This is a genomic window from Cupriavidus sp. CER-90, from assembly GCF_057652055.1.
Window position 1 is genome coordinate 2,057,244 of sequence record NZ_JBYGYM010000001.1, and the last position, 26,980, is coordinate 2,084,223.

28 protein-coding genes are annotated in these 26,980 nt (G+C 66.3%); 12 read left to right on the forward strand and 16 right to left on the reverse strand.

From position 1 onward, the window contains the following. Positions 1-6 precede the first annotated feature (6 nt). Positions 7-1,005: a tripartite tricarboxylate transporter substrate-binding protein gene (locus AC24R4_RS09120; RefSeq protein ID WP_400395048.1), complete on the forward strand. Its 999-nt coding sequence runs from the start codon at positions 7-9 to the stop codon at positions 1,003-1,005. A gap of 85 nt (positions 1,006-1,090) precedes the next feature. Here the strand turns inward: AC24R4_RS09120 and AC24R4_RS09125 are convergent, their stop codons facing one another. From AC24R4_RS09125 to AC24R4_RS09135, 3 genes are all read right to left on the reverse strand, one after another. Then, positions 1,091-1,615, reverse strand: coding sequence for a pilin (locus tag AC24R4_RS09125; protein ID WP_487522787.1), 525 nt, complete (start codon positions 1,613-1,615; stop codon positions 1,091-1,093). A 237-nt stretch (positions 1,616-1,852) separates the two neighbouring features. Further along, on the reverse strand, positions 1,853-2,170 hold the full coding sequence (locus AC24R4_RS09130) for a YnfA family protein (protein WP_487522788.1): 318 nt from the start codon (positions 2,168-2,170) through the stop codon (positions 1,853-1,855). Between the two features lie 224 nt (positions 2,171-2,394). Then, the gene (locus tag AC24R4_RS09135) at positions 2,395-3,336 is read right to left on the reverse strand and encodes a LysR substrate-binding domain-containing protein (RefSeq protein ID WP_400395525.1); all 942 of its coding nucleotides are present in this window, start codon (positions 3,334-3,336) and stop codon (positions 2,395-2,397) included. Positions 3,337-3,469: 133 nt separating this feature from the next. Between AC24R4_RS09135 and AC24R4_RS09140 the strand changes: the two genes are divergently transcribed. The 3 genes from AC24R4_RS09140 to AC24R4_RS09150 are packed head-to-tail and all read left to right on the forward strand — an operon-like array spanning position 3,470 to position 6,834. Beyond that, a complete protein-coding gene (locus AC24R4_RS09140; RefSeq protein ID WP_400395522.1) occupies positions 3,470-5,299 on the forward strand; it encodes a gamma-glutamyltransferase family protein in 1,830 nt (609 codons plus the stop codon). A gap of 45 nt (positions 5,300-5,344) precedes the next feature. Beyond that, positions 5,345-6,322, forward strand: coding sequence for a Bug family tripartite tricarboxylate transporter substrate binding protein (locus AC24R4_RS09145; RefSeq protein WP_400395520.1), 978 nt, complete (start codon positions 5,345-5,347; stop codon positions 6,320-6,322). A gap of 2 nt (positions 6,323-6,324) precedes the next feature. Continuing rightward, the gene (locus tag AC24R4_RS09150) at positions 6,325-6,834 is read left to right on the forward strand and encodes a GAF domain-containing protein (protein WP_487522789.1); all 510 of its coding nucleotides are present in this window, start codon (positions 6,325-6,327) and stop codon (positions 6,832-6,834) included. Positions 6,835-6,925: 91 nt separating this feature from the next. Here the strand turns inward: AC24R4_RS09150 and AC24R4_RS09155 are convergent. Then, positions 6,926-8,094, reverse strand: a protein-coding gene (locus AC24R4_RS09155; RefSeq protein ID WP_487522790.1) for an IS3 family transposase whose coding sequence is annotated in 2 segments (ribosomal slippage) — positions 6,926-7,827 and positions 7,827-8,094 — 1,170 coding nt in all. Because the reading frame shifts where the segments join, the coding sequence is not laid out codon by codon here. 546 nt (positions 8,095-8,640) lie between these two features. Here AC24R4_RS09155 and AC24R4_RS09160 point away from each other — a divergent pair. After that, a protein-coding gene (locus tag AC24R4_RS09160; protein WP_487522791.1) for an IS3 family transposase occupies positions 8,641-9,809 on the forward strand; the annotation gives its coding sequence in 2 pieces (ribosomal slippage) (positions 8,641-8,908 and positions 8,908-9,809; 1,170 coding nt in all). Positions 9,810-9,977: 168 nt separating this feature from the next. Here AC24R4_RS09160 and AC24R4_RS09165 read toward each other — a convergent pair. From AC24R4_RS09165 to AC24R4_RS09190, 6 genes are all read right to left on the reverse strand, one after another. Then, the gene (locus tag AC24R4_RS09165; RefSeq protein WP_400397222.1) at positions 9,978-10,700 is read right to left on the reverse strand and encodes an MgtC/SapB family protein; all 723 of its coding nucleotides are present in this window, start codon (positions 10,698-10,700) and stop codon (positions 9,978-9,980) included. Positions 10,701-10,772: 72 nt separating this feature from the next. Further along, positions 10,773-11,762, reverse strand: a complete 990-nt coding sequence (locus AC24R4_RS09170) for a flavin-nucleotide-binding protein (protein ID WP_487522792.1) — start codon at positions 11,760-11,762, stop codon at positions 10,773-10,775. Between the two features lie 55 nt (positions 11,763-11,817). Continuing rightward, entirely contained in the window at positions 11,818-12,429 is a 612-nt protein-coding gene (locus AC24R4_RS09175; protein ID WP_400396132.1) for a glutathione S-transferase family protein, read from the reverse strand. A 126-nt stretch (positions 12,430-12,555) separates the two neighbouring features. Next, a complete protein-coding gene (locus tag AC24R4_RS09180; protein WP_400396131.1) occupies positions 12,556-13,479 on the reverse strand; it encodes a LysR family transcriptional regulator in 924 nt (307 codons plus the stop codon). 20 nt (positions 13,480-13,499) lie between these two features. After that, positions 13,500-14,558 (reverse strand): AI-2E family transporter, encoded by a 1,059-nt coding sequence (locus AC24R4_RS09185; RefSeq protein ID WP_487522793.1) that lies wholly within the window; start codon positions 14,556-14,558, stop codon positions 13,500-13,502. Positions 14,559-14,639: 81 nt separating this feature from the next. Then, positions 14,640-15,062 (reverse strand): LysR family transcriptional regulator, encoded by a 423-nt coding sequence (locus AC24R4_RS09190; protein WP_487522794.1) that lies wholly within the window; start codon positions 15,060-15,062, stop codon positions 14,640-14,642. A gap of 65 nt (positions 15,063-15,127) precedes the next feature. Here AC24R4_RS09190 and AC24R4_RS09195 point away from each other — a divergent pair, with 65 nt between their 5' ends. Both AC24R4_RS09195 and AC24R4_RS09200 read left to right on the forward strand, forming a co-directional pair. Further along, positions 15,128-16,309, forward strand: a complete 1,182-nt coding sequence (locus AC24R4_RS09195; RefSeq protein WP_487522795.1) for a hypothetical protein — start codon at positions 15,128-15,130, stop codon at positions 16,307-16,309. Between the two features lie 491 nt (positions 16,310-16,800). After that, positions 16,801-17,196 carry a hypothetical protein gene (locus AC24R4_RS09200; RefSeq protein WP_487522796.1) on the forward strand — a complete coding sequence of 132 codons (396 nt, stop codon included), beginning with the start codon at positions 16,801-16,803 and terminating at the stop codon, positions 17,194-17,196. Here AC24R4_RS09200 and AC24R4_RS09205 read toward each other — a convergent pair. Then, positions 17,182-18,102, reverse strand: a complete 921-nt coding sequence (locus AC24R4_RS09205) for a LysR family transcriptional regulator (RefSeq protein ID WP_487522797.1) — start codon at positions 18,100-18,102, stop codon at positions 17,182-17,184. The two genes, AC24R4_RS09200 and AC24R4_RS09205, sit on opposite strands and share 15 nt — an antisense overlap. A 122-nt stretch (positions 18,103-18,224) precedes the next feature. Between AC24R4_RS09205 and AC24R4_RS09210 the strand changes: the two genes are divergently transcribed. From AC24R4_RS09210 to AC24R4_RS09230, 5 genes are all read left to right on the forward strand, one after another. Beyond that, the gene (locus tag AC24R4_RS09210) at positions 18,225-19,394 is read left to right on the forward strand and encodes a CaiB/BaiF CoA transferase family protein (protein ID WP_400396305.1); all 1,170 of its coding nucleotides are present in this window, start codon (positions 18,225-18,227) and stop codon (positions 19,392-19,394) included. A 39-nt stretch (positions 19,395-19,433) separates the two neighbouring features. Then, a complete protein-coding gene (locus tag AC24R4_RS09215) occupies positions 19,434-19,901 on the forward strand; it encodes a MaoC family dehydratase (protein WP_400396307.1) in 468 nt (155 codons plus the stop codon). Positions 19,902-19,993: 92 nt separating this feature from the next. Then, positions 19,994-21,013: a Bug family tripartite tricarboxylate transporter substrate binding protein gene (locus tag AC24R4_RS09220; RefSeq protein ID WP_487522798.1), complete on the forward strand. Its 1,020-nt coding sequence runs from the start codon at positions 19,994-19,996 to the stop codon at positions 21,011-21,013. 37 nt (positions 21,014-21,050) lie between these two features. After that, positions 21,051-22,211, forward strand: coding sequence for an acyl-CoA dehydrogenase family protein (locus AC24R4_RS09225; RefSeq protein WP_400396254.1), 1,161 nt, complete (start codon positions 21,051-21,053; stop codon positions 22,209-22,211). Positions 22,212-22,225: 14 nt separating this feature from the next. Further along, positions 22,226-23,197 (forward strand): acyl-CoA dehydrogenase family protein, encoded by a 972-nt coding sequence (locus AC24R4_RS09230; RefSeq protein ID WP_487522799.1) that lies wholly within the window; start codon positions 22,226-22,228, stop codon positions 23,195-23,197. A gap of 18 nt (positions 23,198-23,215) precedes the next feature. On the opposite strand, the gene AC24R4_RS09235 is transcribed toward AC24R4_RS09230, so the two are convergent. The 5 genes from AC24R4_RS09235 to AC24R4_RS09255 form a co-directional block, all read right to left on the reverse strand. Then, entirely contained in the window at positions 23,216-24,211 is a 996-nt protein-coding gene (locus tag AC24R4_RS09235) for a FecR domain-containing protein (protein WP_487522800.1), read from the reverse strand. Next, the gene (locus AC24R4_RS09240) at positions 24,208-24,717 is read right to left on the reverse strand and encodes a sigma-70 family RNA polymerase sigma factor (protein ID WP_487522801.1); all 510 of its coding nucleotides are present in this window, start codon (positions 24,715-24,717) and stop codon (positions 24,208-24,210) included. Before AC24R4_RS09240 ends, AC24R4_RS09235 begins: the two co-directional genes overlap by 4 nt. Positions 24,718-24,885: 168 nt before the next feature. Next, a complete protein-coding gene (locus AC24R4_RS09245; protein ID WP_487522803.1) occupies positions 24,886-25,545 on the reverse strand; it encodes an MliC family protein in 660 nt (219 codons plus the stop codon). A gap of 22 nt (positions 25,546-25,567) precedes the next feature. Further along, complete coding sequence (locus AC24R4_RS09250) at positions 25,568-25,954, reverse strand: cupin domain-containing protein (protein WP_153949383.1); 387 nt, start codon at positions 25,952-25,954, stop codon at positions 25,568-25,570. A gap of 115 nt (positions 25,955-26,069) precedes the next feature. Next, positions 26,070-26,963 (reverse strand): LysR family transcriptional regulator, encoded by an 894-nt coding sequence (locus AC24R4_RS09255; RefSeq protein ID WP_153949384.1) that lies wholly within the window; start codon positions 26,961-26,963, stop codon positions 26,070-26,072. Between the last annotated feature and the right edge of the window lie 17 nt (positions 26,964-26,980).

Below are 26,980 nucleotides of genomic sequence, written 5' to 3' on the forward strand. Positions count from 1 at the left end.
GACAACATGAATCGTCGTCAATGGCTGGCTACGGCAGGCGCCGCAGCCGGTTCCGCCGCACTGGGCGGCGTGATGAGCCGCGTGGCCGTGGCCGCCGCGCCGTATCCGTCGCGCCCGATCCGGCTGATCGTGCCGTTTATCGCGGGCACCGCGCCCGATTCCATCGCCCGCACCCTCTCGGCGGAACTGTCGCCGGTGCTGGGGCAGCCGCTGGTGGTGGAAAACATCGGCGGGGCCGGCGGCATCATCGGCGCCCGGGCGCTGAAGCGCGCCGAGCCCGATGGCTACACGCTAGGCATCCTGGCCAACCAGCATGTGATCAACGTGCATCTGTACAAGGACCAGCCCTACGACGCCCCCCGCGACTTCACGGCGATCTCGGCGCTGTCGGGCGGCCCGGTGATCCTGGCCGTGCCGGCGTCGTCGCCATTCAGGACGGCGCGCGAGCTGATCGACGCGATGAAACAGAAGCCCGGCGCGCTGAACTACGGCTCTGGCGGCAAGGGCAGCGTCTCGCATCTGGCCGTGGAATCGCTGCTGCACCAGCACCATGTCGAAGCCGTGCATATCCCGTACAAGGGCGCCAGCGAAATCCTCACGTCGATGCTGAGCGGCCAGACGCAGTTCGGCATGCCGGTGATGTCCACGGCGGCGCCGTTCCTGCGCAACGGCCAGATCCGTGCGCTGGCGGTGTCATCGGCTGCGCGGACCAGCTACTTCCCGAACGTGCCGACGCTGGCCGAATCGCTGCCGCCCGGCTTCGTGCTCGATAACTGGAGCGGCCTGTTCGCCCCGGCAGGCTTGCCGGCGCCCATGGCGAAACGGCTATTCGATGCGGTGGCGGCGCTGCAGGCGAGCGGCAAGCTCGACGCGACGATGAAGGCCAATGCGGGGGAGATTCGGAAAAGCGATTCACCGGATCAGTTCACGCGGATGGTGGCGGCGGATAATGCGCGGTATGGGAAGCTGATTGGGGAGATTGGGATGCGGGGGGAGGCGGGGTGAGGCGGCGGAAGCGTTGACTGTTGGAAAAGAAAAAACCCCTGGGGAAAGGCCAGGGGTTTTTTTGAGTGCTCAGACGGTATGCCGATCAGCCTCCAGCAGCGGGCTGCTGGCCGCCGTTGTTGCCGCCTGCAGCAGCAGCAACCGGGCAACCGGCCGGAGCATAAGAATCTTTGAAGGTGCTTGCGTTCGCCTTTGCACTGGCGCACGACCAGCTTCCGTTAGCTGCGCGAGTGATGGTGATCGTTGCGCCTGCGATAGCCGTTTGAGCCTTGTTGCCCAGCGTACCCACGTAGTTCAGAGTGCCGTCTGCGCCAGCAGCAATGTTTGCTGCGAACGGAAGCGCGTCGGCCTTCAGAAGATCCGAGGTAACGTAACCGACCTTGTCGGCGGTGATGGTCGTGTCGCCCTGGTTCAGGCGGTCTTCGATTGCCGTCTTGTATGCCGACAATTCGCTAACAGCACGCGCAACTTGCGACTTCGCCACGTAATCCTGATATTGCGGAATCGCAATAGCAGCCAGGATACCGATGATCGCGACCACGATCATCAGTTCGATCAGCGTGAAACCCTTCTGGACCCGTTGGTGGATTCCCATCCGTGCTTTTTTCATGGAATTGACCCCTTTGAATTAGTTGAGAACAGCAGTTGCTGTCAGGGTCCTATAGAGCAACAGGTGTGCCAGGCCAGATTCCGACTAGAAATCGTTGAAATGTGAGATTTCTTGTCACCTGTAACCAAATGTGTCTGCCAAATCTTGTCACCCTACTCTGGTAGGGTGTGGCTAAAGATGCATAAAGTGACGGTTTTTGTCAGAGAAAGTGGCGCTTAATTCGCCCTTAATGTGAGGTCAGCGCGGTTGAAACACGATCACGGCCATGCCAGCGACGGCGATTGTGACACCTGTCATATCCCAGACGCTGGGCCGCACGCCGTCCACCAGCCAGAGCCAGACGATAGCTACTGCTATATAGATACCGCCGTAGGCGGCATAGACCCGGCCCGAGGCGTCGGGGTGCAAGGTCAGCAGCCAGGCAAAGACCGCCAGCGACGCCGCGCCGGGCAGCAGCACCCAGGAGCTGGCGTTCTGACGCAGCCAGAGGTAGGGCAGGTAGCAGCCGAGGATCTCGGCCAGCGCGGTCAGGAAGTAGAGTGCTACGGTCTTCATTGGATTGTTTGTCTTGGTTGATGGAAGGTGCCGGCGGTTCAAATTGCCACATGCCGGCAAGCAGAACCTCGATGCCCTTTCCCCCGGCCCCTCTCCCATTGCATGGGAGAGGGGAGAACACCCGAGGGCTTCGAAGGCTGGCGGTTCGCTCCCCTCTCCCGCACGGCGGGAGAGGGGTCGGGGGAGAGGGCAAGCCCATCCCCATCCACCGCCCCCAAATCCCACTACGCCACCGCCGCCTTCAACGCCGCCACCAGCGGCTTCACCAGATCGTTCTCCTCCGACTCGCGCCGCCACATCAGGCCCACGGGCGGCAAGTCCCAACTAAGCGAAAACGGCAGCGTCGCCGCGTCGCCCAGTTCGATCAGTTCGGCGGCCACGGCACGCGGCACGATGGTGATGGCGTCGGGCTGGCTGCGCAGCAGCGTGGCCATCGGCTTGATCGAGTAGGTTTCGACGATCGGCAGCGGCGGCGCCACGCCGGCCACCGCGAACATCGTATTGATGGTGCGGCGTACCGGCGTATGCGGCGGCGGCAGGATCCAGTCGAGTTCGGCCAGCCGCTTCCAGTCGAGGTCGCCGCGCGACAGCCGCGCCCTGGCCCGCGAAGGTACCACGAGCACGGGCTCTTCCCGGTACAGCGGCTCCTGCACGATGTCTTCCCCTGCCAGATAGAACGAGCGCGCAATCGCGCAGTCCAGTTCGTGCTGGCGCAGCGCGCCGACCAGTTCGTCGGTGGTGCCCTCGCGCACGACCACCGAGAGGCGCGGCTGCTGGTTGAGCCCGTACGCCAGCGCGGCGTCCAGCACCGCGCGGGCCGTGTACGGGATCACGCCCAGCCGCAGCCGGCCACGCCGGCCGGCCTCGATCACCGCCAGTTGCCGGCCCAGCGCCTCGGCATCGGCCAGCGTCATGCGCGCGTGGCTCAGCACGGCCGCGCCGGTGGCCGTGGGCTCCAGGCCGTTGCGCGTGCGCGTGAACAGCGGCGTCATGAAGATGTCCTCGATCTCGCGCAGCGCCTTGGTCACGGCCGGCTGGGACAGGTTCATCTCGGCCGCCACGCGCGACACGGATCGCTGCCGCTCCAGCGCCAGCAGCAGCGGCAAATGGCGCAAACGCAGGCGCGACACGATCTGATGCAGCAGCTTGTCGGTGGCAATCGGCATGGGGCGGGGCGAGAAGGCGGCAATGGGTATAACCGAATGGTAATGCAACGATAAGTAATTCGACGTTGGCAGTTATTTTGGCTGCCTATACTCGAATCACAAATCAAATGCATCAAACAGGAGTCATTTGCACATGTTCACGACACGCCCCGAGATCGTCGGCACGTTCGGCGTCGCTGCTTCCACCCACTGGCTGGCCACCCAGACGGCCATGGGCGTGCTGGAGCGCGGCGGCAACGCATTCGACGCGGCCGTGGCGGCGGGCTTCGTGCTGCAGGTGGTGGAACCGCACCTGAACGGCCCCGGCGGCGAGGTGCCGATCCTGTTCTGGAGCGAAAAGGACCGCGCGGTGCGCTCGGTCTGCGGCCAGGGCCCGGCCCCGGCGCTGGCCGACCCCGAGGCGCTGCGCAAGCAGGGCATGGAACTGATGCCCGGTATCGGCCTGATGCCCGCCACGGTGCCCGGCGCGTTTGGCGCCTGGCTGACCATGCTGCGCGACCACGGCACGTGGTCGCTGGCCGACGTGCTGGCCCCGGCCATCGGCTATGCGCGCAATGGCTTCCCGCTGGTGCCGCGCATCTCGCAGGCCATCCTGGCCGTGCAGCAATTGTTCCGTGACGAATGGCACAGCTCGGCCGAAACCTGGCTGCCCGATGGCCGCGTGCCGCGCCCCGGCGCGCTGCATACGCTGCCCGTGCTGGCCGATACCTACACGCGCATCGTCGAGACGGCCGTGAGCCGGAGCGACAGCCGCGAAGGCCAGATCGACGCGGCGATGCACTGCTGGTATCGCGGCTTCGTGGCCGAGGCCATCGACGCATACTGCCGCACCACCCCCGTGCGCGACACCACCGGCGAAAAGCACACCGGCTTGCTGCGCTACGACGATCTGGCCGGCTGGAAGCCCACCGTGGAGGCGCCGGTCTCGCTCGACTTTGGCCGCTATGCGGTGGCCAAGTGCGATATCTGGAGCCAGGGCCCGATGTTCCTGCAGCAGCTTGGCATGCTGCGCCACGCCAATCTGGATGCGCACGCGCCGACCTCGCCCGAATTCGTCCACACCATTGCCGAGGCCGCCAAGCTGGCGATGGCCGACCGCACGGCCTGGTACGGCGATCCGTTGTTCGAGGACAGTCCGCTCTGCGCGCTGCTCAATCCGCATTACCTGGCCGCGCGGGCCACGCTGATTGGCGACCGCGCGTCGCTGACGATGCAGCCGGGCGCGCTCAAGGGCCGCGCGCCGCGCATGCCGGACCTGACCGTGGCCGACCGTACGCTGGCCGCGGCCGATACGCGCTTCGGCATCGGCGAGCCCACGTTCGCGGCGCTGCCGCCGGTCAGCGAATGGGCCGAGCGCGAAGTGTTCGTCGGCGATACCTGCCATATCGACGTGATCGACCGCCACGGCAACATGGTGGCGGCCACGCCGTCGGGCGGCTGGCTGTCGTCGAGCCCCACCATTCCGGCGCTGGGCTTTGCGCTGAACACGCGCCTGCAGATGACGTGGCTGGAGCCGGGCCTGCCCAACACGCTGGCACCGGGCAAGCGCCCATGCACCACGTTGTCGCCGTCGCTGTGCCTGCGCGATGGGGAACCGTACATGGTCTTCGGCACGCCCGGCGGCGACCAGCAGGACCAATGGTCGCTGGCCTTCTTCATGCGCCATGCGGTACACGGCATGAACCTGCAGGAAGCCATCGACGCGCCGGCCTGGCATATCGACCATTTCCCGCAATCGTTCTGGCCGCGCCAGACCACGCTGAACCGCATCACCGTCGAGTCGCGCTTCCCGGCCGCCACCATCGAAGCCCTGCGCGCCCGCGGGCACGAAGTTCGCGTAGGGGAAGACTGGTCCGAAGGCCGCATGTCGGCGTGCATGCGCGAGCGCGACGGCAAGGGTCGCCTGGTGCTGCGCGCGGGCGCCAATGCGCGCGGCATGCAGGGTTATGCCGTGGGCCGCTGAATCGCATCACATTAGACAGTCCGAAGACAGAAGGGGAGTTGCATCATGAGGTCCGTATTGAAAAGCCTGCTGTGCGGCGCCGCCGCGCTGGCCATGTCGTTCGCCGGCCACGCCGGGGCCGCCGACGCCTATCCCGCCAAGCCGGTCACGCTGATCGTGCCCTGGGCCGCCGGCGGTTCCACCGACATCCTGGCGCGCGTGCTGTCCGAGCACCTGACAAAGTCGCTGGGCCAGCCGGTGATCGTCGACAACAAGCCCGGTGCGTCGGGCAACATCGGCTCGGCGATGGTGGCGCGTGCCCAGCCCGACGGCTACACGCTGCTGATCGGCTCGATGAGCACGCACGCCATGAACCCGGCGCTGATGGCCAACATGCCGTTCAAGGGCGTGGAGGATTTCACGCCGCTGGGCCTGCTGGCCTACGTGACCAACACGATGGTGGTGCATCCGTCGGTGCCGGCCAATAACGTCAAGGAACTGGTCGCGTACGCCCGCGCCAATCCGGGCAAGCTGGCCTACGCCAGCGCCGGGCCCGGCTCGACCAACCACCTGAGCGCCGTGCTGTTCGAGAAGATGGCGGGCATCCAGATGCTGCACGTGCCCTACAAGGGCGGTGCGCCGGCCGTGGTGGATACCGTGGCGGGCCAGACCCAGCTGCTGTTCTCGGCCGGCACGCAGACGCTGCCGCACGTGAAGGCCGGCAAGCTGAAGCTGCTGGCCGTGACCGAGGCCAGGCGGTCGCCGCTGCTGCCCAATGTGCCCACCGTGGGCGAGACCATCCCCGGGTATGAACTGTCGGTGTGGTACGGCGCGTTCGGTCCGAAAAACATGCCGCCCGCGCTGGTGGCCAGGCTGAACACCGAAATCAACCGCGTGATGTCGCTGCCGGAGGTCAAGGCCAAGATGGATGCGATCGGCGTGGAAACGGCTACCTCGACGCCGCAGGAGTTTGGCAAGATCCTGCGCCGCGATGCCGACCGCTACGGCAAGCTGATCAAGGACCTGGGCATCCACGGAGAGTGACGATGGCAAGCGTCGATACGCTGGGCCACTGGCAAACGCACCTGCATCCGCTGTTCGACCGCCTGCGCGCCGCCGCCACGCCGCAGGCCGTCATGGACGCCGTTGGCGCAGCCACGCTCGATATCGTCGGGCCGGGTTTGCTGACGATCAACGCCTGGCACGTGGAAAGCCGCGAAATCCGCCGGCTCTGGTCGTCGGACCCGGCGTCCTATCCGCCCGGCGGCAAGAAGGTCAAGGGCGATACGGGCTGGACACGCCAGCTGCTGGACCGTGGCGAAGTCTTCATGGGCGAAGGCGACGCGGCGCTGGCCGCCGTGTTCGACGACATCGCCACGATCCGCGCGCTGGGCCTGAACGGCGTGGTCAACGTGCCGCTGTGCCACGGTGGCCGGGTAATCGGCACGTTCAACTACCTGTCCGGCGTGGAATCGTGGACGGCCGAGGACATCACGGCGCTGCGGATATTGGGGCAGTTTGCGGCGGGGGCTGTCCACGAGGCCAGCGCGGACTGATTGTTGTCTCCCTCTTCAGCAGTGCGGGAGAGGGGAGCAAGCTGACGAAGGTTGAATGGCGGGTGGTTTTCTCTGTAGTGGTCAAGTTTTTTCAGACAGGTGTTAGGGTGGTCTGTTGGAACTTGTCCTCGTAGTCTGTTGGCGACGCGTAGCCCAGTGTCGAATGCAAGCGCACCGGGTTGTAGAAGCCCACGATGTACTGCGTGATGTCACGCCGGGCTTCGGCCCGGTCGGCGTACCGCCTCTGCCAGACCCGCTCCATCTTCAGGTTCAGGAAGAAGCGTTCGGCTACGGCGTTATCCCAGCAATCGCCCGACCGGCTCATGCTGCAAACCAGGCCGTGGCGCGCCAGCAATCCCTGGTACTCCTCGCTTGCATACTGGCTGCCCCGGTCCGAATGCACGATCAGTCCGGGCGCCGGATTGCGCTGCACGATGGCCATCTTGAGGGCCGACGCCACCAGCGCGGCGGGCATGGCCGCTGCGCTGGCCCAGCCCACGACCTTGCGCGAATACAGGTCCAACACCACCGCCAGATACAACCAACCTTCCCCCGTGCGCACATACGTGATGTCCGACACCCAGGCCCGGTTGGGCTGTGCGGGCCTGAACTGCCTGCTCAGCACGTTCGGCGCCATCGGTTTGCCATGCCGACTGTCAGTCGTCGCCACGAACTTGCGCTTCCACACCGGGCGCAGATTCTCCTGGCGCATCAGCGTGCGGGCTCGATAGCGCCCGATCTTCATCCCCTGTTTGTCCAGATCCTGCGCCACGCGCCGGCTGCCGTAGGTACGTCCGCTGGCCTCGAACGCCGCCCGCACATACACCGCCTGCCGCAAGGCCTTCTCCTTGGCGGCAGGCGCTCGCCCGGCCGCGTAATACCCCGCCCGGCTCACGCCCAGCACCCGGCATGCCCGACTGATGGAGATCGCCTCCTTCTGCAATCCGCTAACCACTCGATAGATCACTTGAGTTCGCGGGCGAAGAAGGCCGATGCCTTTTTTAGGATCAGATTGTCCTCCTTCAGGCGGCGGTTTTCCTCTTCGAGCTGGCGAATGCGCTGCTGCTCAGGCGTCAGCGGCTTGCCCACTCCCTTGCCGCCAGCCACTTCAAGGTCGTACTGGACCAGCCACCGGCGTAAGGCGGTCTCGCCAATGGCCATCGTGTGGCAAACCTCGGCGACCGATAGGCCCTGATCCCGGACCATCCGGACTACCTCCAGCTTGAAGGCAGCGTCAAACTTGCGGCGTTGCTTTGTCATGTCGTCTTTCCTCGTCGATCGTGATTTTCCACCTATCGACCTGTCTGAGGAAATTGGACCACTACACTCCCCTCTCCCGCTTGCGGGAGAGGGGCGGGGGAGAGGGCGGGCCGTTCAATCTGCGACAAGTCGGCAAGCAGAGCCACCGATGCCCTCTCCCCCAACCCCTCTCCCGCCTTGCGGGAGAGGGGAGAAGCCGACGGAGGTTGAATGGCGGGTGGTGTTCTCCGGCTCCCGCCGTGCGGGAGAGGGAGCAAGCCGACGGAGATTGAATGGCGGGTGGTTTTCTCCGCTCTCCCGCTTGCGGTAGAGGGCGGGCCGTTCAATCCGCGACAAGTCGGCAAGCAGAGCCACCGATGCCCTCTCCCCCAACCCCTCTCCCGCCTTGCGGGAGAGGGGAGAAGCCGACGGAGGTTGAATGGCGGCGCCGTGCGACAGAGGGCGCAAGCCGACGGAGGTTGAATGGCGGGTGGTTTTCTCTGTAGTGGTCCAATTTCCTCAGACAGGTCGATAGGTGGAAAATCACGATCGACGAGGAAAGACGACATGACAAAGCAACGCCGCAAGTTTGACGCCGCCTTCAAGCTGGAGGTAGTCCGGATGGTCCGGGATCAGGGCCTATCGGTCGCCGAGGTTTGCCACACGATGGCGATTGGCGAGACCGCCTTACGCCGGTGGCTGGTCCAGTACGACCTTGAAGTGGCTGGCGGCAAGGGAGTGGGCAAGCCGCTGACGCCTGAGCAGCAGCGCATTCGCCAGCTCGAAGAGGAAAACCGCCGCCTGAAGGAGGACAATCTGATCCTAAAAAAGGCATCGGCCTTCTTCGCCCGCGAACTCAAGTGATCTATCGAGTGGTTAGCGGATTGCAGAAGGAGGCGATCTCCATCAGTCGGGCATGCCGGGTGCTGGGCGTGAGCCGGGCGGGTTATTACGCGGCCGGGCGCGCGCCTGCCGCCAAGGAGAAGGCCTTGCGGCAGGCGGTGTATGTGCGGGCGGCGTTCGAGGCCAGCGGACGTACCTACGGCAGCCGGCGCGTGGCGCAGGATCTGGACAAACAGGGGATGAAGATCGGGCGCTATCGAGCCCGCACGCTGATGCGCCAGGAGAATCTGCGCCCGGTGTGGAAGCGCAAGTTCGTGGCGACGACTGACAGCCGGCATGGCAGGCCGATGGCGCCGAACGTGCTGAGCAGGCAGTTCAGGCCCGCACAGCCCAACCGGGCCTGGGTGTCGGACATCACGTATGTGCGCACGGGGGAAGGCTGGTTGTATCTGGCGGTGGTGTTGGACCTGTATTCGCGCAAGGTCGTGGGCTGGGCCAGCGCAGCGGCCATGCCGGCCGCGCTGGTGGCGTCGGCCTTGAAGATGGCCATCCTGCAGCGCAATCCGGCGCCCGGACTGATCGTGCATTCGGACCGGGGCAGCCAGTATGCAAGCGAGGAGTACCAGGGGTTGCTAGCGCGCCACGGCCTGGTTTGCAGCATGAGCCGGTCGGGCGATTGCTGGGATAACGCCGTAGCCGAACGCTTCTTCCTGAACCTGAAGATGGAGCGGGTCTGGCAGAGGCGGTACGCCGACCGGGCCGAAGCCCGGCGCGACATCACGCAGTACATCGTGGGCTTCTACAACCCGGTGCGCTTGCATTCGACACTGGGCTACGCGTCGCCAACAGACTACGAGGACAAGTTCCAACAGACCACCCTAACACCTGTCTGAAAAAACTTGACCACTACACTCCCCTCTCCCGCTTGCGGGAGAGGGGCGGGGGAGAGGGCGGGCCGTTCAATCTGCGACAAGTCGGCAAGCAGAGCCACCGTTGCCCTCTCCCCCAACCCCTCTCCCGCCCTGCGGGAGAGGGGAGCAAAGAGCGCGGCAGGCGGTCGACTACTCCGTCGTACTCGCGCTCCAGAACGCCTGGCTGACCACGCTGGTGCCGCCCAGGCGGGTCACGATCTGGTCGAGCACATCGCCATCGACCGATGTGGCTGCCAGCGCCGCTTCGATTTCCACATCCTGTTCGCCGAACGCGCGCACTTCGAGGTCGCGCGTCGGATACTGGGCCGCCTCCAGCGCCTCTTCCAGCAGGCGCATCGCCGTTTTCTGGTAGTCGCGGGCCGCGATCACGTGCACGGTGTGCGTGACCTCCACGGCCGTGGTGTCCAGCGGCTGGCGGTTGATCCGGTCAACCACCGGGCGCAGCAGCGTGTTGGCGGCCAGGATGAACAGCGCGGCAATGGCGGCTTCGGCGATCATGTCGGCGCCGGCGCAGGCGCCCACCGCCGCCGAGCACCACAGCGTGGCGGCGGTATTGAGCCCGCGCACGTTGCCTTCCTCGCGCATGATCACGCCCGCGCCGAGGAAGCCGATGCCCGAGACCACGTACGCAATCACGCGCACCGCGCCGTCATGCCCAGCGATATGGTTGGCCAGGTCGACGAAGATGGCCGCGCCCACCGCCACCAGCACATTGGTGCGCAGGCCGGCCGTGCGCTGGCGGTACTGTCGCTCGAAGCCGATCATGCCGCCCAGGATGAAGGCGGCGGCCAGGCTGATGGCGGTATCGAGCAGCGATTGCGGATTGATGTTCTGCAGGGCTTCCAGGGACATGGGCGGCATCCGGTCGGGCCAAAAACTGGCGCGATTGTGGCACAGCTGCCCCCGTTCCCTGAAACTTCCTGTTCAGCGCCAGCTGCCGGTGGCCAGGGCCTGCGGCGACGCGCCATCGGGATCGATGTCCCAGCGCAGCGGCAGGGCGCGGTCGCGCCGCACGATCTGCTCCGGCGTGAATCGCCACAGCCGTTGCGCACCGTCGAAGGTGGCAATTTCTGGCGAATCGATGATGACTTCGGTGCGGCCGCTCAGTTGCAGCAGGTCGCCGGTGGCATAGCTCACGAACACCAGGCCGGCCACCGGATTGGCCATCATGTTGCCGAGCGTGTTGAAGAACGTGTTGCCCTGGAAGTCTGGAATCGTCAGGGTGCCATCGTCATCGACGCGCACAAAGCCGGGCTTGCCGCCGCGATGCGAGACATCCACCTGGCGCAGCCTGCCGGGCAGGTCCACATAGGTGGCCACGAAAAACGAATCGGCATGGCGGATCAGCGTCCGCGCGCGGGCATCCAGCGCATCGAGCATCTCGGGCGGCTCGCTGGCCGGCGTGGCCGGGTCGCGGGTCATCACGGGCGCGCGCTTTTGGATGTACTGCGGGCAGTTGCCGAAACTCTGGCCCACCGCCACCTGAAAGCCCTGGGCGCCCGTTGTGGCATCGCGATGGATCGTGCCGTTCATCCGGTTGCGGCGCCGGGTATGCGGCTGGATGCCCAGCAGCCCGATGGCGTTGCCGTCCTCCATGCCCGCGTCGGCCGGATCAGCGGCGTCGCGCACCATCGCCACGTCGAGCTGGCGCGGATCGGGCGAATGGAGGAAGCCCGGATGACCGCCGCGCACCGTCGCCCAGGGCCGTCCATCCGGCGCCACCGCGCCAATCACGATCGACGGCAACATGGCGAAGAAGTCGCGATGCTGGTCCGGCATGTAGTCGCGCACCACGCGCGAGCCCACTTCGGCCAGGCGTTCCTCGGCGCCGATGCTGGCTTGCAGCAGGCGCTCGCCGGTATGCCAGGGCGAACCGGGCAGGATTTCCACGTGCGGAACCGGATGCGGGGTCATGACGGACTCCTGAAGTTATGCGGGATGCCGGAATGGCGGGAAGCGCCGGGCGGGTTCAGGCGGCCAGGCCGACCGGCGTGGTCTGGAACGGAACAAAGCCGGGCAACGCTTCCACGCGCGCCAGCCACTGGCGCACATTCGCGTAGTCCTTCAGATCGACAAAGCCCTCGGGCGCGCGCGCCGTGTAGCTGTACAGCGCCACGTCGGCAATGGTCGGATGATCGGCGGCAAGCCAGGCGCGGCCAGCCAGCGCGTCGTCCACGCGCTTGAGCACTACATGTGCGCGTTCGATCGCATCCTTGCTGTCGTACGGGGCCTGGAAGACAGTGATGATGCGGGCGCGGGCCGGGCCAAATGCGATGTCGCCCGCCGCCACAGACAGCCAGCGTTGCACGGCGGCGGCCTCGGCGGGGGCTTCGGGCAGCCAGTCGGTGCGGCCCAGCTTCTTGCTCAGGTAGACCAGGATCGCGTTCGAATCGCTGACCACCGTATCGCCATCGACCAGCACGGGCACCTGGCCGAACGGATTCATGGCCAGGAACTCCGGCGTCCTGTGGGCGCGTGCCAGCAGGTCCACATCGATCCACTCGGCAGGCTGGCCCAGCAGCGACAGAAAGAGCCAGGCGCGGTGCGAATGTCCGGAAAGCGGGTGGCCGTACAGTTTCATGATGGATGTCCTTGGTCGATTATTGTGGTGTCGGACGCAAACGCTGCGTACGGATCGACTATAGACACCCGGCAAAGCGGGAAAAACCGGTGGTGCCCGAAGGGACTCTTGCGAAATCCAGAAGAATCAGCGGTTTTGGGTGGTGTCGGGGATCTTCAGCGAAGCCTGGGCGCGCAGTAGCGCCACGGCCAGGTCGATAAAGGCGCGCACCTTGTGCATGGCGTGCCGGCCCTCGCGGTGGATGACGTGGATCGGCAAGGGGTCGGGTTCGTAGTCTTCCAGCACGATCCGCAGCCTGCCGTCGCGCAGTTCGTCGGCAATCTGGTAAGACAGCACGCGCGTCAGCCCGAAGCCGGCCACGGCGGCGGCAATCGCGGAATCGTTGGTGGTGGTGGCCAGGCGTGGGGTCAGCCGCACGGGCAGCGGCTCGGCATTGCGCATGAAGCGCCATTCGGGCGCGGTGGAGATGCCCGTGGTCTGGATCACCGCATGGCGCGCCAGGTCGTCGGGCGTGGCCGGTGTGCCGTGTTGCGCCAGGTAGTCCGGCGCGGCACAGACCACCCGCCGCACGTGGCCCACCGGGATGGCCTGCAGCGAAGAACTGGGCAGCGGGCCGATGCGAACGCCAACGTCGATGCCCTCGTCGATGAAATTCACCACGCGGTCGACGAACATGCAATCGACATCGACCTCCGGATAGCGGCGCAGGTACTCGACCACCACCGGCGTGACAAAGCGCCGGCCAAACAGCACCGACGCGGTGATCGACAGCCGGCCGCGCGGCGCCTCGTGCGCGCCGGCGGCGGCCAGTTCGGCGTCGTCGATCTCTGCCAGGATGCGGCGGCAGTTCTCGTAGTAGGCGGTGCCGGTGGGGGTGGGGCGCACCACGCGCGTGGTGCGCGTCAGCAGGCGTACGCCCAGATGCGTTTCCAGGTCGGTCACGATGCGGCTGACCACGCTCAGCGACGCATCGAGCTTGCGCGCCGCGGGCGTGAAGCCGCCGCATTCCACGACGGCCACGTAGGTCTTCATTGCTTGCAGTCGGTCCACGGCGTCTTTCGCGATTGGCGTCAGTGAGCCGCCGGGTCTTCGGCGTTGTTCAGGTCCCAGCAGGCGATGAACAGCGCGGCGATCAGCGGCCCGATCACAAAGCCGTTCAGCCCGAACAGCGCCATGCCGCCCAGCGTGGAGATCAGCACCACGTAGTCCGGCATCTGGGTGTCCTTGCCCACCAGGATCGGGCGCAGCACGTTGTCGACCAGGCCGATGACCACCAGGCCAAAGCCGATCAGCACGCAGCCCTTGAGCACCGAGCCGGTCAGCAGGAAGTAGACCGCCACCGGCGCCCAGATCAGGCCCGCACCGACGGCCGGCAGCAGCGACAGGAACGCCATCACCACGCCCCACAGCAGCGACCCCTGGATGCCCAGCACCGCGAAGATGCCACCGCCCAGCACGCCTTGCACCGCCGCCACGGCGATATTGCCCTTGACCGTCGCGCGCACGACCGTGGTGAACTTCTGGATCAGGTGCTGCTTGTGGGCCGCGCTCAGCGGCACGGCCAGCCGTATCCGGCGCGACAGCTGCGGGCCATCGCGCAGCAGGAAGAACAGCAGGTACAGCATGATGCCGAAGCCGATCACGAACTGCGCCGTGTTCTGGCCGATGCTCAGTGCGCGCGTGGCCAGCATCTGGCTGGCGGACAGCGCGCTGGCGCTGAGCTTGTCCTTGAGGTCGGAAATGCTGGCCAGGTCGGCGCGCGCCAGCATGTCGCGCACGAAAGGCGGCAGCGCATCGGCGGCGGACTGGAAGTAGTGGCCGAAGTTGATCCGGCCGGACCGGATGTTGTCGTAGAGGTTCACGCCCTCCTGGATCAGCGACATCGTGATCACGATCATCGGCAGGATTACCAGCAGCAGCACCAGCAGCAGCGTCAGCAACGCCGCGATGTTGTTGCGGCCACGCAGCGCCGCCACCAGCCGCCGCTGCAGCGGCGCAAAGATGATGGCCAGCACCGCGCCCCAGAACACCGCGCCGTAGAAGGGCAGAAGAATCCAGAAAAATGCGATGGTGACTAGTGCCAGCAACAGCAGGAACGTCTTGTGATGCAGACCGTCGGGGTCGGCCATGGGTCGAGCCTCAGATTGCGAGCCAGTGGCCATTCTACGATGTTTGCCGAATGGCGCCGTGGCGGTCGGCCTGCCGGGCGTTCAGTCGGCGCCGGGGCCGCCGGTGGTGGGCGGGTCGCCGGCACCCGTGGATTCCGCCACCAGGCTGTCCCACATCGACAGCAGCCGGACGGCGCACGGATAGAGCCGGCGCGCGGCGGCCGTGGGGTGCATCGACGCAGCCTCGCGGGAGAACAGCGTGGTGCCGAGCCGATCCTCCAGCCGGCGGATCGCATAGTGGATGCAGGCGGCGCGGATGCCGGTGTGGCGCTCCGCCGCGATGGCCGATTCGTGCTGCATCAGCATGACAAAGCGGCGCAATTGGGTCGTGTTGATGTGTCGGACGGGCAGGGGCGCATGCAGGCTGTCCGGCGGGCGGACCGGCAGGGAGCGCGCCAGACGCGGGCGGCGCGGCGCGCTGCCGAGAAGTGCGGAGTCCGGCTTTGCTTTGTCAATGTCCCACATTCTCGTGCTGCCCAAGGCGGTATTGCAATGAGGCCGGATTGTGCAGCGATTCGCTGCGCAGGCACTTGTCCCCCGACAAGTTGCGCAGCGTGCGACGGCAAAGAGGCCACGCAGGCCCGCGCGGCACCGCGTATCGACATCGGAATTCTCCGAATCGACGCGATGACGCGGATCGCAATTCGACGATTTTCTTCGACGTGGCAGGGGATTACGTCAACGACGCGTCCAACCTGCTGCGTGCCAACGACGCGATGCGGGTGTCAGCCAGCGGGACGCTGACCAACACCGGGACGCTCGCCTCGGCGGGAACGCTGACGGTGTCGGGCGCAAATGTGGTGAACGGCGCATCGGCGGATATCAATTCGGCGAACACCACCGTCACCGCGGGCAACCAGGTATCGAACGCCGGACGCATCGAGGGGGATACGGTCCAGCTCCACGGCCCGTCGGTGATCAACACGGGTACAGTGATCGGCAACAACGTCCAGGTGCAAGGGTCCGATATCGTCAACAACGGACCCTCGGCGCTGATGGCTGCCGTCCAGAACCTGAACCTGTACGCCGGCAACGCGGTGCAAAACCTTGATGGGGCCACGCTCTATAGCGCGGGCAACCTGCAGATCGCCCGCGATGGCACGCGAGACCCGAATACCGGCCTGCTGGCCAACCAGACCAACACGCTGATCAATCGCTCGGCCACGATCGAGGCGGACGGCGACATCGACATCGCGGCCAACCAGGTCAGCAACACCCGCACGAGCATTGTGACGACGACTGGCACGCCGGTGCAGACGGCGGTCAAGACGCTCCGATTGTGGCAGGCGGGGTTAAGCGATGGGGAGCTCAACCAACATCACAGCATTACGTTCCCCGGCTGGCGCTGGAGCACTCGGCGTGCGCAGGTCAGTACACCGCAGACCGACGCGCTGCTTGCGCCTGTCACCGTGACGGTGGACAAGGCGACGGTGACGAACCTGGACACCAGCAAACAGACGTTGTCGTTCACACAGTCGCCCGTCGAGGAGTACGGGGACCCGGCGGCAATGCGCTTGTTGTTACTGTATGGCATGAAGGTGGACAACCGATCGCGCCCTGTGGCAATTTGTTCTCCGCGACTTCGCCCGAACGCGCCAACCCAGGTCCGCTGGGCGGGCCGCTCACGCCGGAACAGAAGGCTATGCCCGCGAATACGCCGAACCCACAACTGGGCATGGCGGCAGGCGCTGGCCTTGGTCTCGTGGCGCTAGGAACAGTTGCTCCGGCCATCGCAACCGGATGGGCACTTGGTAGCGCTTATGATTACGCGGGCGACACTGTCAATCTTGTGTACGGCCTGAGCAAGGATGCGCCGAACGTCGGAAAGTCTATTGGTGTGGGTGCGATTGCGGGGGCGTTCGTGCCGCTCGGGTTGCCAATGACCCAGTTTGGAGCAGGTGTTCCCAAGCCAGTTGGCACTGTTATGAATCAAATGATACAGATTATTCCGGGGCCGATGCAGACTGCAATCGAAAGTGATATCAGTAAGAGATAATCCCCATGACTCCCGAACGAAGAAGCTTCCTTCGCAGAATGCTGATGGGATATCTAGGCTGTCTTTCACTTCCCCTATTCGCACTGGTATTTAGTCTTGCGCAAGGAGCAAGTTGGAGGCCTGTTATCTCCGGTGCCCCGATTTATTTGACATTCATCATTGCGTTAACCTATCAATTTATAAAGGATTGGCGGAAATTACGCCGAGATGAACGTGGCAAGCCCGAACCTCCGCCAAGAAAAGGATATTGGGACAGGGACTGACCGATTTAATCGGCAGTTGCATCCGGATGAACGGAAGTGGGCGAAGAATAATGCTCAGAAATTTGCGGAGTATTACAAAGATAAGACGGGTGACGCCATTTCCGTTGCTGATGCGGAAAACCTGCTCCTCGCCGGTGGATACCGACTCGTTGACTCTGCCGCCAAGAACGCCCCAGGCGCGGATTCGGTTGCCACAGAGTATATTTCCCGCAATGGCGGGGCGTTGTTCGGCGCCACTGATACGGAGCGAAGGGATTATGGAGAGTACGGGAATCTCAATGGGGCACCGACCCTCGAGCAGAGAGCCCTCAATACTTCGCATACTCTAATCCCTGCCTGACTCCTGCCATGGCTCTCCCTCCGCAATCCTTTGCGCCACTGACACAAACCGTTGCACATGCCGGTCGTCGGTGTCCTGCTGCGTGGCCAGTGCGATGCCGATGCGGTTGGTCGGGCGCGGGCTGGACAGGCGCAGAAAGCGCACACGCCGGTTGGTGTAGCGCGCGGTCACGCCCGGCACCAGCGCCACGCCCAATCCGCTTTCCACCAGGCTGACGATGGTCTGCACCTGCACGGCTTCCTGCGTGATGCGCGGCACGAAGCCGGCCTGCTGGCATAGCAGCATCGCCACGGCTTGCAGGTTCGGCACGTCGGCACTGGGATGCATGATGAACGGCTCGTCGGCCAGCGCCTTCAGCGCGATACTGTCCTGGCTGGCGAAGCGGCTGTCGGCGGGGACGGCGGCCATGAACGAATCTGACTCCAGCGGCAGCAGCTGAAACGGCCCGCTGTTCAGGATCGGAAAACGCACGAGGCCGGCGTCGAGCTGGCCGCGCTCGATGCGGTCCAGGATCGCCGCCGAGGTCGATTCATGCAGGATCAGCTCGATGCCGGGGTGTTCGCCGCGAAAAGCAGGGATCAGCCGGGGTAGCAGCGCATAGGTGGCCGATCCGACAAAACCCACGCGCAGCGCGCCGCGCTCGCCATGGGCGGCCGATTGGGCGGCGGCGCGGGCCTGCTCCGCATGGAACAGCGCACGACGCGCATCGTTCAGCGCGGCCTCGCCGGCCTGGGTCAGGCGCACGCCACGGGTCGTGCGCACGAATAGCGGCGTGCCTAGCGACGCCTCCAGCTTGCGGATCGAGATGGACAGCGGCGGCTGCGCCATATGCAGGCGCTCGGCGGCACGGTGGAAGTTGCCGGTCTCGGCAAGCACGACAAACTGCTGAAGCTGGCGCAGGTCCATGGCGATATACGGGCGATATACAGCAGATATCAGTTCCTAAATATCTAATATTAGACGCAAGCGGCCGACTGGACTACGCTAGGCCCCCATCAGATCCATAAAAGCCATAAGGAGACACCGCGATGCTGCCCTTGTCAGGTATCCGTGTCGTCGACCTGTCGACAGTCGTGATGGGCCCCTACGCCAGCCAGTGGCTGGCCGACCTGGGTGCCGAAGTGATCAAGGTGGAAACGCCGGACGGCGATTCCACGCGCCGCACCGGCCCGGCCACTGAAGATGGCATGTCCGCCATTTTTCTGGGCGTGAACCGCAGCAAGAAGAGCGTGGTGCTGAACCTGAAGCAGCCGGCCGCGCAGGCGGCACTGCACAGGCTGCTGGACACGGCCGATGTGTTCGTGCACAGCATGCGCCCGCAGAAGCTGGGCAAGCTGGACCTGGACCCGGCCAGCGTCATGGCGCGCCATCCGCAGCTGGTCTACGTGAGCCTGCTGGGTTTCGCCGAGGATGGCCCCTATGGCGGCCGCCCGGCCTACGACGACATCATCCAGGGGCTGTGCGGCAATGCCGCGCTGATGGCCGCGCAGACCGGCACCGTGCGCTACTTCCCGACCATCTCGGCGGACAAGACCAGCGGCCTGGTGGCCGCGCTGTCGATTTCCGCCGCGCTGGCCGGCCGTGCGCGTAACGGCGGCAAGGGTGGCCTGGTCGAAGTGCCGATGTTCGAGTCCATGGTGGCGTTCAACCTGGTCGAGCATCTGTACGGCCAGCATTTCGAGCCGCCGCGCGCCACGGCCGGCTATCCGCGCGTGCTGGCGCCGTTGCGCAGGCCTTACCAGACGGCCGACGGCTACGTCTGCATGATGCCGTACACCGATGCCCACTGGCGCGACTTCTTCCGGGCGGCCGGCCGCGACGACCTGGCCGCCGATGCACGCTTCACCGACATCGCCGCGCGCACGCGCCATATCGAGACGCTTTACGAAATGACCGGCGAACTGGTGCGCGAGCGCAGCACCGACGACTGGCTGGCGCTGTGCGAAACGCTGCAGATTCCGGTGGCGCGCGTGAATGACCTGGACGAGCTGGTGGATGACCCGCACCTGCGGGCCACGGGCTTCTTCGACCAGGTGGACGACCCGGCCATGGGCACGCTGCGCTTTCCGGGCGCGCCGGTGCGCTTCGACGGCGAGCGCGCGCATGCCGCCGTACCGCCGCGCCTGGGCGAGCACACGCGCGAAGTGCTGGGCAGTCTGGGCCTGAGCGACGCCGAGATTGCCGCGCTGGGCGATTGAGCCGCGAACACCCCCATCGACACACGACACGGAGACCACATGACCGCAGCACAGCCGCAACGCCTGGGACAGGGCTTCTACTGGCAGGACATCCGGGAAGGGCAGGTATTCGAGACCTTCCGCCGCACCGTGACCGAGACCGACCTGGTCAACTTCATTTCGGTCACCGGCATGCTGGAGGCCATTTTTATCGAGGAAGGCTACGAGGCCGGCGCGATCCAGGGCCGTCCCGTGCCGGCCGCGCTGACCTATGCGCTGATCGAGGGCTTCATCCTGCAGACGATGATCCAGGGCACGGGCCTGGCCATGCTGGAGCTGACCCAGAAGATTCACGGCCCGGTGCTGGTGGGCGACACGATCCACGCGCGCATCACCGTGACCGGCGTGCGGCCGACGTCGAAGAGCGGCCGCGCCGTGGTGGATTCGTCGATCGAGGTGTTCAACCAGCGCCAGGCGCTGGTCATGACCTATACCGCGCGGCGGCTGCTGGCCGGACGCGAGGCCTGACACGGTCCGACGGCCCGACGGCGTGACGGCGTGACGGCAAGTCACGCCCGTCGCGCCGGGGCAGGACACGGTTTTTACCGGAGGAGACAACCATGCCCACACAGAGCAGAATTGCCAGGCATTGCTTCAACATTTCCACGCGCCGCGCATGGCTGCTGGCACTGACGGGGTGCGCGCTGGCCGTCGCCGCGCTGCCTCGCCCGGTGCTGGCCGCCACCTATCCCGACCGGCCGATCCGGCTGGTGGTGCCGTTCCCGCCCGGCGGGCCCACCGACCTGGTGTCGCGCGTGATCGCACGAAAGATGTCGGACGAACTGGGCCAGCAGGTGCTGGTCGACAACCGGCCGGGCGCCAACGGCAATATCGGCAACGAGATCGTCGCCAAGGCGCCCGCCGATGGCTACACGGTGCTGTACAACACGTCGTCGATTGCCCTGAGCCAGGCGCTGTACAAGAAGCTGCCCTACGACGTGAAGCGCGACCTGCTGCCCGTGGCCATGACGGCCAATGTGCCGCTGGTGCTCGAAGTCAACGCGCAGGTGCCGGCGAACACGGTGCCTGAATTCGTGGCGTGGCTCAAGTCGCATCCCGGCAAGATGACGTACGGGTCGGCCGGCAACGGCAATGTCACGCATCTGGCCGCGTTCCTGTTCCTGCAGGCCAACGGACTGGACGCGGTGCATGCGCCGTACAAGGGCAGCGCGCCCGCGCTGACCGATCTGGCCAGCGGCCAGGTGCAGTTCATGACCGATACGATCAATTCGTCGCTGCCGTTTATCCGCGACAAGCGCATGAAGGCGCTGGCCGTCACCAGTGCCGCGCGCAGTGCGCAGTTGCCGGATGTGCCGACGCTGGCGGAATCGGGCATGCAGGGGTTCGAGGTGGGTGCCTGGCAGGGCATGATGGTGCCGGCGAAAACGCCGCCCGACATCGTGCGCAAGCTCAACGCCGCCGCGCTGAAGGCGCTGGGCTCGGCCGACGTGCGGGCCAGCCTGGCCGCGCAGGGCGCCGAAGCGCGCGGCTCCAGCCCCGATGCCTACGCGAAATACCTGACGCAGGAAATCGACCGCTGGCAGAAGGTGGTCAAGGACACCGGCGTCACGCTGGACTGACCGGCAACCGGTAAATGGATCGGTAAAGGAGTCGACATTGCATCCGTTGTTTGGCACGTTCGCGCTGACCGCGTTGCCTGCCGGGGCCGCCGCGTTCCGGCAGGAAGTGAAGGCCTTCCTGCGGGATCACCTGCCCGCGCTGCCGCCCGATGTACGGGCACGCTCGTGGATGGGTTTCGATGCCGGCTTCAGCCGCGCGCTGGCCCGGCGCGGATGGGTCGGTATCACGCTGCCCGCGCAGTACGGCGGGGCCGGTCTGGACGCGTTCTCGCGCTTCGTGCTGGTGGAGGAATTGCTGGCCTGCGGCGCGCCGGTTTCAGCGCACTGGATTGCCGACCGTCAGAGCGGCCCGCTGATCCTGCGCTATGGCAGCGACGCACAACGGGCGTTCTACCTGCCGCGCATCTGCCGCGGCGAGGCGTTCTTCTGCATCGGCATGAGCGAGCCCAATTCGGGCTCCGACCTGGCCAGCGTGGCCACGCGTGCGGTGCCGCTGCCCGATGGCGGGTGGCGCCTGAACGGCCGCAAGATCTGGACGACCAATGCCGACCGCTGCCACTTCATGCTGGCGCTGGTGCGGACGTCGGGCGAGACCGCAGACCGGCAGAAGGGGTTGTCGCAGGTGATCGTCGACCTGTCGCTGCCGGGCGTGACCGTGCGGCCGATCCACGACCTGGCCGGCGACGCGCATTTCTCGGAAGTCAGCTTTGAAGACGTGCAGTTGCCCGCCGACGCGCTGGTCGGGCAGGAGGGCGCCGGCTGGGAGCAGGTCAACGCGGAACTGGCTTTCGAGCGCAGCGGCCCCGAACGGCTGTATTCGAGCGTGGTGCTGCTCGATGCATGGATGGCCGCCCTGCGTCGGCAGCCGGCGGTGCAGCGCGATCTGGTGACTGTCGGGCGGATCATGGGGCAACTGGCCACGCTGCGCGCCATGTCCCTGGCCGTGACCGCAAGGCTGGCAGCCGGAGAAAGCCCGCTGGTCGAGGCCGCGCTGGTCAAGGACCTGGGCACCGGGCTGGAACAGTCGATCGGCGCGCTGGCCGAGGCGGCATTGGGCGACGATGCCGACCTGGCCGCCGATGCCGACCTGTATCGCACGGCGGCCTATGTGAGCCAGATCTCGCCGACCTATTCGCTGCGCGGCGGCACGCGCGAGATCCTGCGCGGGATGATCGCGCGCGGCCTGGGCCTACGCTGACACGGAGAGAGGGCATGGACGACATCTACGCCAATGCGCTGGAAACGGTGCTGCGCGATCACTGCACGCCAGCCGTGGTGCGGGCCATCGAGGCGGGTTCCGGGTCCGCGGCATCCGCGCTCTGGACGCAGCTCGATGCCAGCGGCTTCGCGGACAGCCTGCTGCCCGACGCCGGACTCGCGCTGCGCAACCTGTTGCCGATGCTGTGGGTCACCGGCCGCTACGCGACCCCGCTGCCGCTGGGCCAGACGATGTTTGCGCGCGCGCTGCTGCACGCGGGCGGCGTGGCGATACCGGACGGCCCCATCGCACTGGCCAGTTTCGGCGTGCCAGCGCGGACCCTGGTTGCCGACGGCGCCACGGCAAGCTGGTTCCTGGCGCAGCACGCGGATCGCGCCTGGCTGCTGCCGCGCGACGCCGCCGATGTGGCGCCGACCGGGGTGCACGGCGACCTCGCCGTCAGCATCGCCGGCACGCCGGCGTCAGCCTTTGCCTTGCCGTCGGGCACGCTGCGCACGATAGGCGCCGCACTGCATGCCGCGCAGATGGCCGGGGCCATCGCCCGTGTGTTCGATCTGACCCTGCAGTACGCCAACGACCGCGTGCAGTTTGGCCGGCCCGTGGGCAAGTTCCAGGCGATCCAGCACCAGATCAGCGTGATGGCCGAGCACGTGGCGGCCACCCGCATGGCCGCGCAGATCGCATTCTCCGGCGATGGGGCGACCCCGCATCGCATGCACGCGGCCATCGCCAAGTTCGTGGCCAGCGAAGCGGTTGCGCCGGTCACGTCGATGGCGCACGCCGTGCACGGGGCCATCGGCGTGACCGCCGAATACGACCTGCAGCTTTACACGCGACGGCTGCACGCCTGGCGCGTGGCCGACGGGTCGGAACGATACTGGGCCCGCGAGATCGGCCAGGCGGCCTGCCAGGCGAACGGTGGTGCGGTGGACATCATCCGTGCCTGGAGCGGCGAGGCCGCGTAGCGCGACGGGGAACGACGATCAGGCCGGCAGTACCGTGGTCCAGTAGCGGGTCAGGAAATGGATACGTACGGGCAGCATGCCGCGCAGTGCGTCGAGGATGCGGTCTGTGTCGGCAAGGGGGAACGTGCCCGACACGCGCAAATCCGCGATGGCCGGATCGCAGCGCAGATGGCCCGGGCGGTAGCGGTCGACATCGGCCAGGAACGCATCGAGCCGCATGTCGGCCGCCACCAGCATGCCGTCGGTCCAGGCGGTGGCGGCGTCGAACAGCGGCGCGGGTGCCTCCACGCCCTGCGCCGTGAACTGCGCGGCCTGGCCGGCCATGACGATGCGTTCGGCGGCGGCGGCCTCGGCGGGTCTCACAGATACGGCGCCTTCGGTCACACCAATCCAGCCCGCATCGGTGAGATGCCGTACCGCGAAGCGCGTACCCAGCGGCCGCAGCGTGGCGGCTTGCGTGGCGACGACGAACGGGCGCGGCGCGGGCGCGGTATCGCGCGCGGTTTCGATGTCGATTTCGCCACGCTTCAGGACCACGCGGCGCTCGGTTGCCGAGAACGCGATGTCGATGGCGGTATCGGTATTGAGCCGCAGGTGCGTGCCGTCGTCGAGCGTGAGCCGGCGCTGCTCGCCCACGGCGGTGGCGGCATCGGCGAGCCATCCCTGCAGCGGCGTGTGTTCGCGCGTTATCCACGCCACCCCGCCGCCCACGAACAATGTGGCGAGCGCGCGCACGGCCTGGCGGCGCCCGGCCGACCGGGGTGGCGTCAGCGCGGCACTGGTCACGGTGCTGGCCAGCGGCGATGCCACGCCGCGCAGCCGCGCCAGCCGGGCATTGACGGCTTCGATATGCGCCCATGCGCGGGCGTGTTCCGGATGCTGATCGAGCCAGCGGCGCCATGCCGCACGGGTGGCGTCATCGGCATCGCTGCCTTGCAGCGTGACCAGCCATTCCACGGCGGCATGCGCCACTTCGGACCTGACGGCAACGGTCGGGGCGGTTGCGCGGGTCATGACGCGGCCATCGCGAAATAGCACTGCGTGCCGGCGCGGATCAGATAGCGTTTGACGGTGGTGACGGAGATCCTCAGCGCAGCGGCGATGTCGGACTGGCTCAGGCCATCCAGTTGCGCCATCAGGAAGGCGCGCTGCACCGGCACGGGCAAGCCATCCAGCAGTTCGGCGATTTCCTGCAGGGTTTCGAGCAGGATGGCGCGTTCCTCGACCGAGGGCACCAGCGACGGCGGCTGGTGCGCCAGTGCTTCCAGGTACGCCTGTTCGAGCTTGTCGCGGCGCCACTGATTGGCCATCACGCGTTGTGCGACGGTAGTCAGAAAGGCGCGCGGCTCAAGGATGGAAGGGGATTCCTCGCGGGCCAGCAGGCGCATGAACGTGTCCTGCGCCAGGTCCGCCGAACGGTGCCAGCAGCCCACCTTGCGGTGCAGCCAGCCCAGCAGCCAGCGGTGGTGGTTGCTGTATAGCGCGTGAATGTCCTGATGTGGACCGGCGTCGGCGGCCATTGTCCTTTCCTTGTCGCCGCGGCGGGCCTGCTGAGGTACGAATACCGTGGAAATGAGAATCGTTATTATATGGAGGCATGCGGCAGCGGGCAAATGGAACTTTGGGGGCACGTGGCGAACGTCGTGCCGGTGCCACGCTTGGGGCGTGAGGCCGTCCTCAGTGGGCGGTCAGTGGGCGGTCATTTCCACGCGGCAGTCCATTTCCGGTTTGCCGGGCAAGACGAGCCGGGCATTCGGGCCTTTGTCCCAGAACTGGGCCTCGCCGTCCTTGAGCGTGGCGGCATAGCGCGCGCCCGAGGCCGCGGGGGCTTGCTGAAGCACGATTTGCTGATCGAGCCATCGCAGATAGGCGTAGCCGGGGTCGGTCTGCACGAAGGTGCCGGCGATCACCGCCTCCACGCCGGGGCAACGGATATTGAACGGGCCCCGGCTGATGCCCCGGTCGTCCTGGGTGCGGGCGCCTGCGTAGCCGTGACGCAGGTCGAAGATGCGCTGCAGGTAGGTGGTGGTGGTGCAGGCGTGCGCGTCGTCGGCCTTCCAGCAGTCGTTGCGGCCCTTGATCCAGCCCCGTTGCTCGGCGATCAGCGATTTCTTCTGCGCTGTCGGCAGCGACCGGGCATCGAGCGCCAGGCCGTAGAGCCGGGTGGTTTCGCGATCCAGCCGCGCCAGGGCGGCGTCCTTGCACACCAGCTGTTCGATCTGGCCCTCTGCCTTCTTGCAGTCGAAGCTCGGCGTGGCCGTGGGCTGCGCGGCGTGTGCCGGGCTGGCGAGAACCAGAATGGCCAGGAGCAGGGTCGGGACGGTCGGCAGGGCGCGGTGGCTGGGCATGGCAGGAACTCCTGCGGGCCGCTCAGCCCGCGTTGCGATCGATCACGACGAAATGCTTGCGCACCGGTTCGATGACTTCGAAGACGCCTTCGAAGCCCGCGGGGATCACGCAGGCATCGCCCGGGCCGAACTCCCGTGCGCTACCAGTATGGCTGGTGATGCGCAGCCGGCCACTGATCACGCAGAAGAATTCTTCCTTGCCGGCCGGAAAGGCGATGCGCCACGCGCCCGGCTGGCACGCCCAGATGCCACAGTCGAAATCGCCCTGCTCGGCGCTGTAGTGCGTCCACGTGGTGCGATCCGGATTGCCCGCCACCAGGCGGTCGGGACGTGGGTTGTCGTGGGCAGGCGCCGGTTCGGCACGGAAATCGACCAGGGAGACGGGTGCGGGGGACGTGGGATGCGACATCGATGGCAACCCGGCGAGAGCCGGGCCAGGCAGGGTGTAAAGCCGTAAGTGTAGCCGCCGATGGCAGGCCTGCCCGGTCGCCGGCCGGGCTTGAGCGGGCTTGAGCGGGCATCGGTCAGCGGCCGGCCGCCTTGTCGCGCAGGAAGGCAACCAGCGTCGTGACGGCACGCGTCTGGTAGCGGGCCGGCATGTACAACAGGTACATGGTGGTGCGCAGGAACGCCAGATCCTGGGGCGGCAGCGGCAATTGCAGCAAGGTGCCGGCGGCCAGGTCCCCATCGACCATGTAGTGGGGCACCAGTCCCACGCCCAGCCCTTTCAGGATGGCGTCGCGCAGGAAGAAAAAGTTTGCCGACATCAGCCGGGGGCGGATATTGGGCACCCCGCCCGCCGCGCCCGCCCGGCCGGCCGCATGCAGTTTCTGGCCGGTCAGTTCGGACGTGATCAGCGGCAGGTCCCGAAACTGGTCGAGCGTGCGCGGCATGCCGTATTGACGTACGAGCTGCGGGGTGGCGCAGGCGACATATTCGACATCGCCCAGGCTGTGGGCCACCGCATTGGTTGGCGCTTCTGCCATGACGCGGATGGAGAAGTCCACCGCCCCCTTGATCAGGTCCTCGATGTCGTTATCGAAGATGACGTTGAGCGTAATGGCCGGGTACATCGTCATGAATTCGATGAACCACGCCGACATGGTGTGCTGGCCGAACCCGCTCGGCACGCTGAGCCGCACCGTGCCGCTCAGGCGCTTGCCCAGGCTCTGCACCGATTCCTGGGCGGCCATCAGTTCCTGGCGGATGGCGCGGCCATGTTCGTAGAGTTGCCATCCCAGTTCGGTGGGTTCGAGCTGCCGGGTGCTCCGCCTGAGCAGTTCGGCGCCCAGTTGCCGCTCGAAATGATTGAGCCGCTTGCTCACATTGGCGCGGCTCATGCCCAGCTGGCTCGCGGCGCGGCTCAGGTTTCCGGCGTCGATGATATCGACCAGCAATGCGAGCGCGTTCAGGTCCATTGTCAACCTTGAGTATG

What these genes read in the sequence shown, in the direction of transcription:
- AC24R4_RS09210 (WP_400396305.1), top strand. Translation starts at nt 18,225, where the DNA reads ATGCTGCCCTTGTCAGGTATCCGTGTCGTCGACCTGTCGACAGTCGTG.
- AC24R4_RS09230 (WP_487522799.1), top strand. Translation starts at nt 22,226, where the DNA reads ATGGACGACATCTACGCCAATGCGCTGGAAACGGTGCTGCGCGATCAC.
- AC24R4_RS09220 (WP_487522798.1), top strand. Translation starts at nt 19,994, where the DNA reads ATGCCCACACAGAGCAGAATTGCCAGGCATTGCTTCAACATTTCCACG.
- AC24R4_RS09245 (WP_487522803.1), bottom strand. Translation starts at nt 25,545, where the DNA reads ATGCCCAGCCACCGCGCCCTGCCGACCGTCCCGACCCTGCTCCTGGCC.
- AC24R4_RS09140 (WP_400395522.1), top strand. Translation starts at nt 3,470, where the DNA reads ATGTTCACGACACGCCCCGAGATCGTCGGCACGTTCGGCGTCGCTGCT.
- AC24R4_RS09120 (WP_400395048.1), top strand. Translation starts at nt 7, where the DNA reads ATGAATCGTCGTCAATGGCTGGCTACGGCAGGCGCCGCAGCCGGTTCC.
- AC24R4_RS09250 (WP_153949383.1), bottom strand. Translation starts at nt 25,954, where the DNA reads ATGTCGCATCCCACGTCCCCCGCACCCGTCTCCCTGGTCGATTTCCGT.
- AC24R4_RS09135 (WP_400395525.1), bottom strand. Translation starts at nt 3,336, where the DNA reads ATGCCGATTGCCACCGACAAGCTGCTGCATCAGATCGTGTCGCGCCTG.
- AC24R4_RS09125 (WP_487522787.1), bottom strand. Translation starts at nt 1,615, where the DNA reads ATGAAAAAAGCACGGATGGGAATCCACCAACGGGTCCAGAAGGGTTTC.
- AC24R4_RS09175 (WP_400396132.1), bottom strand. Translation starts at nt 12,429, where the DNA reads ATGAAACTGTACGGCCACCCGCTTTCCGGACATTCGCACCGCGCCTGG.
- AC24R4_RS09170 (WP_487522792.1), bottom strand. Translation starts at nt 11,762, where the DNA reads ATGACCCCGCATCCGGTTCCGCACGTGGAAATCCTGCCCGGTTCGCCC.
- AC24R4_RS09240 (WP_487522801.1), bottom strand. Translation starts at nt 24,717, where the DNA reads ATGGCCGCCGACGCCGGTCCACATCAGGACATTCACGCGCTATACAGC.
- AC24R4_RS09145 (WP_400395520.1), top strand. Translation starts at nt 5,345, where the DNA reads ATGAGGTCCGTATTGAAAAGCCTGCTGTGCGGCGCCGCCGCGCTGGCC.
- AC24R4_RS09215 (WP_400396307.1), top strand. Translation starts at nt 19,434, where the DNA reads ATGACCGCAGCACAGCCGCAACGCCTGGGACAGGGCTTCTACTGGCAG.
- AC24R4_RS09205 (WP_487522797.1), bottom strand. Translation starts at nt 18,102, where the DNA reads ATGGACCTGCGCCAGCTTCAGCAGTTTGTCGTGCTTGCCGAGACCGGC.
- AC24R4_RS09185 (WP_487522793.1), bottom strand. Translation starts at nt 14,558, where the DNA reads ATGGCCGACCCCGACGGTCTGCATCACAAGACGTTCCTGCTGTTGCTG.
- AC24R4_RS09235 (WP_487522800.1), bottom strand. Translation starts at nt 24,211, where the DNA reads ATGACCCGCGCAACCGCCCCGACCGTTGCCGTCAGGTCCGAAGTGGCG.
- AC24R4_RS09165 (WP_400397222.1), bottom strand. Translation starts at nt 10,700, where the DNA reads ATGTCCCTGGAAGCCCTGCAGAACATCAATCCGCAATCGCTGCTCGAT.
- AC24R4_RS09255 (WP_153949384.1), bottom strand. Translation starts at nt 26,963, where the DNA reads ATGGACCTGAACGCGCTCGCATTGCTGGTCGATATCATCGACGCCGGA.
- AC24R4_RS09200 (WP_487522796.1), top strand. Translation starts at nt 16,801, where the DNA reads ATGAACGTGGCAAGCCCGAACCTCCGCCAAGAAAAGGATATTGGGACA.
- AC24R4_RS09150 (WP_487522789.1), top strand. Translation starts at nt 6,325, where the DNA reads ATGGCAAGCGTCGATACGCTGGGCCACTGGCAAACGCACCTGCATCCG.
- AC24R4_RS09130 (WP_487522788.1), bottom strand. Translation starts at nt 2,170, where the DNA reads ATGAAGACCGTAGCACTCTACTTCCTGACCGCGCTGGCCGAGATCCTC.
- AC24R4_RS09190 (WP_487522794.1), bottom strand. Translation starts at nt 15,062, where the DNA reads ATGTGGGACATTGACAAAGCAAAGCCGGACTCCGCACTTCTCGGCAGC.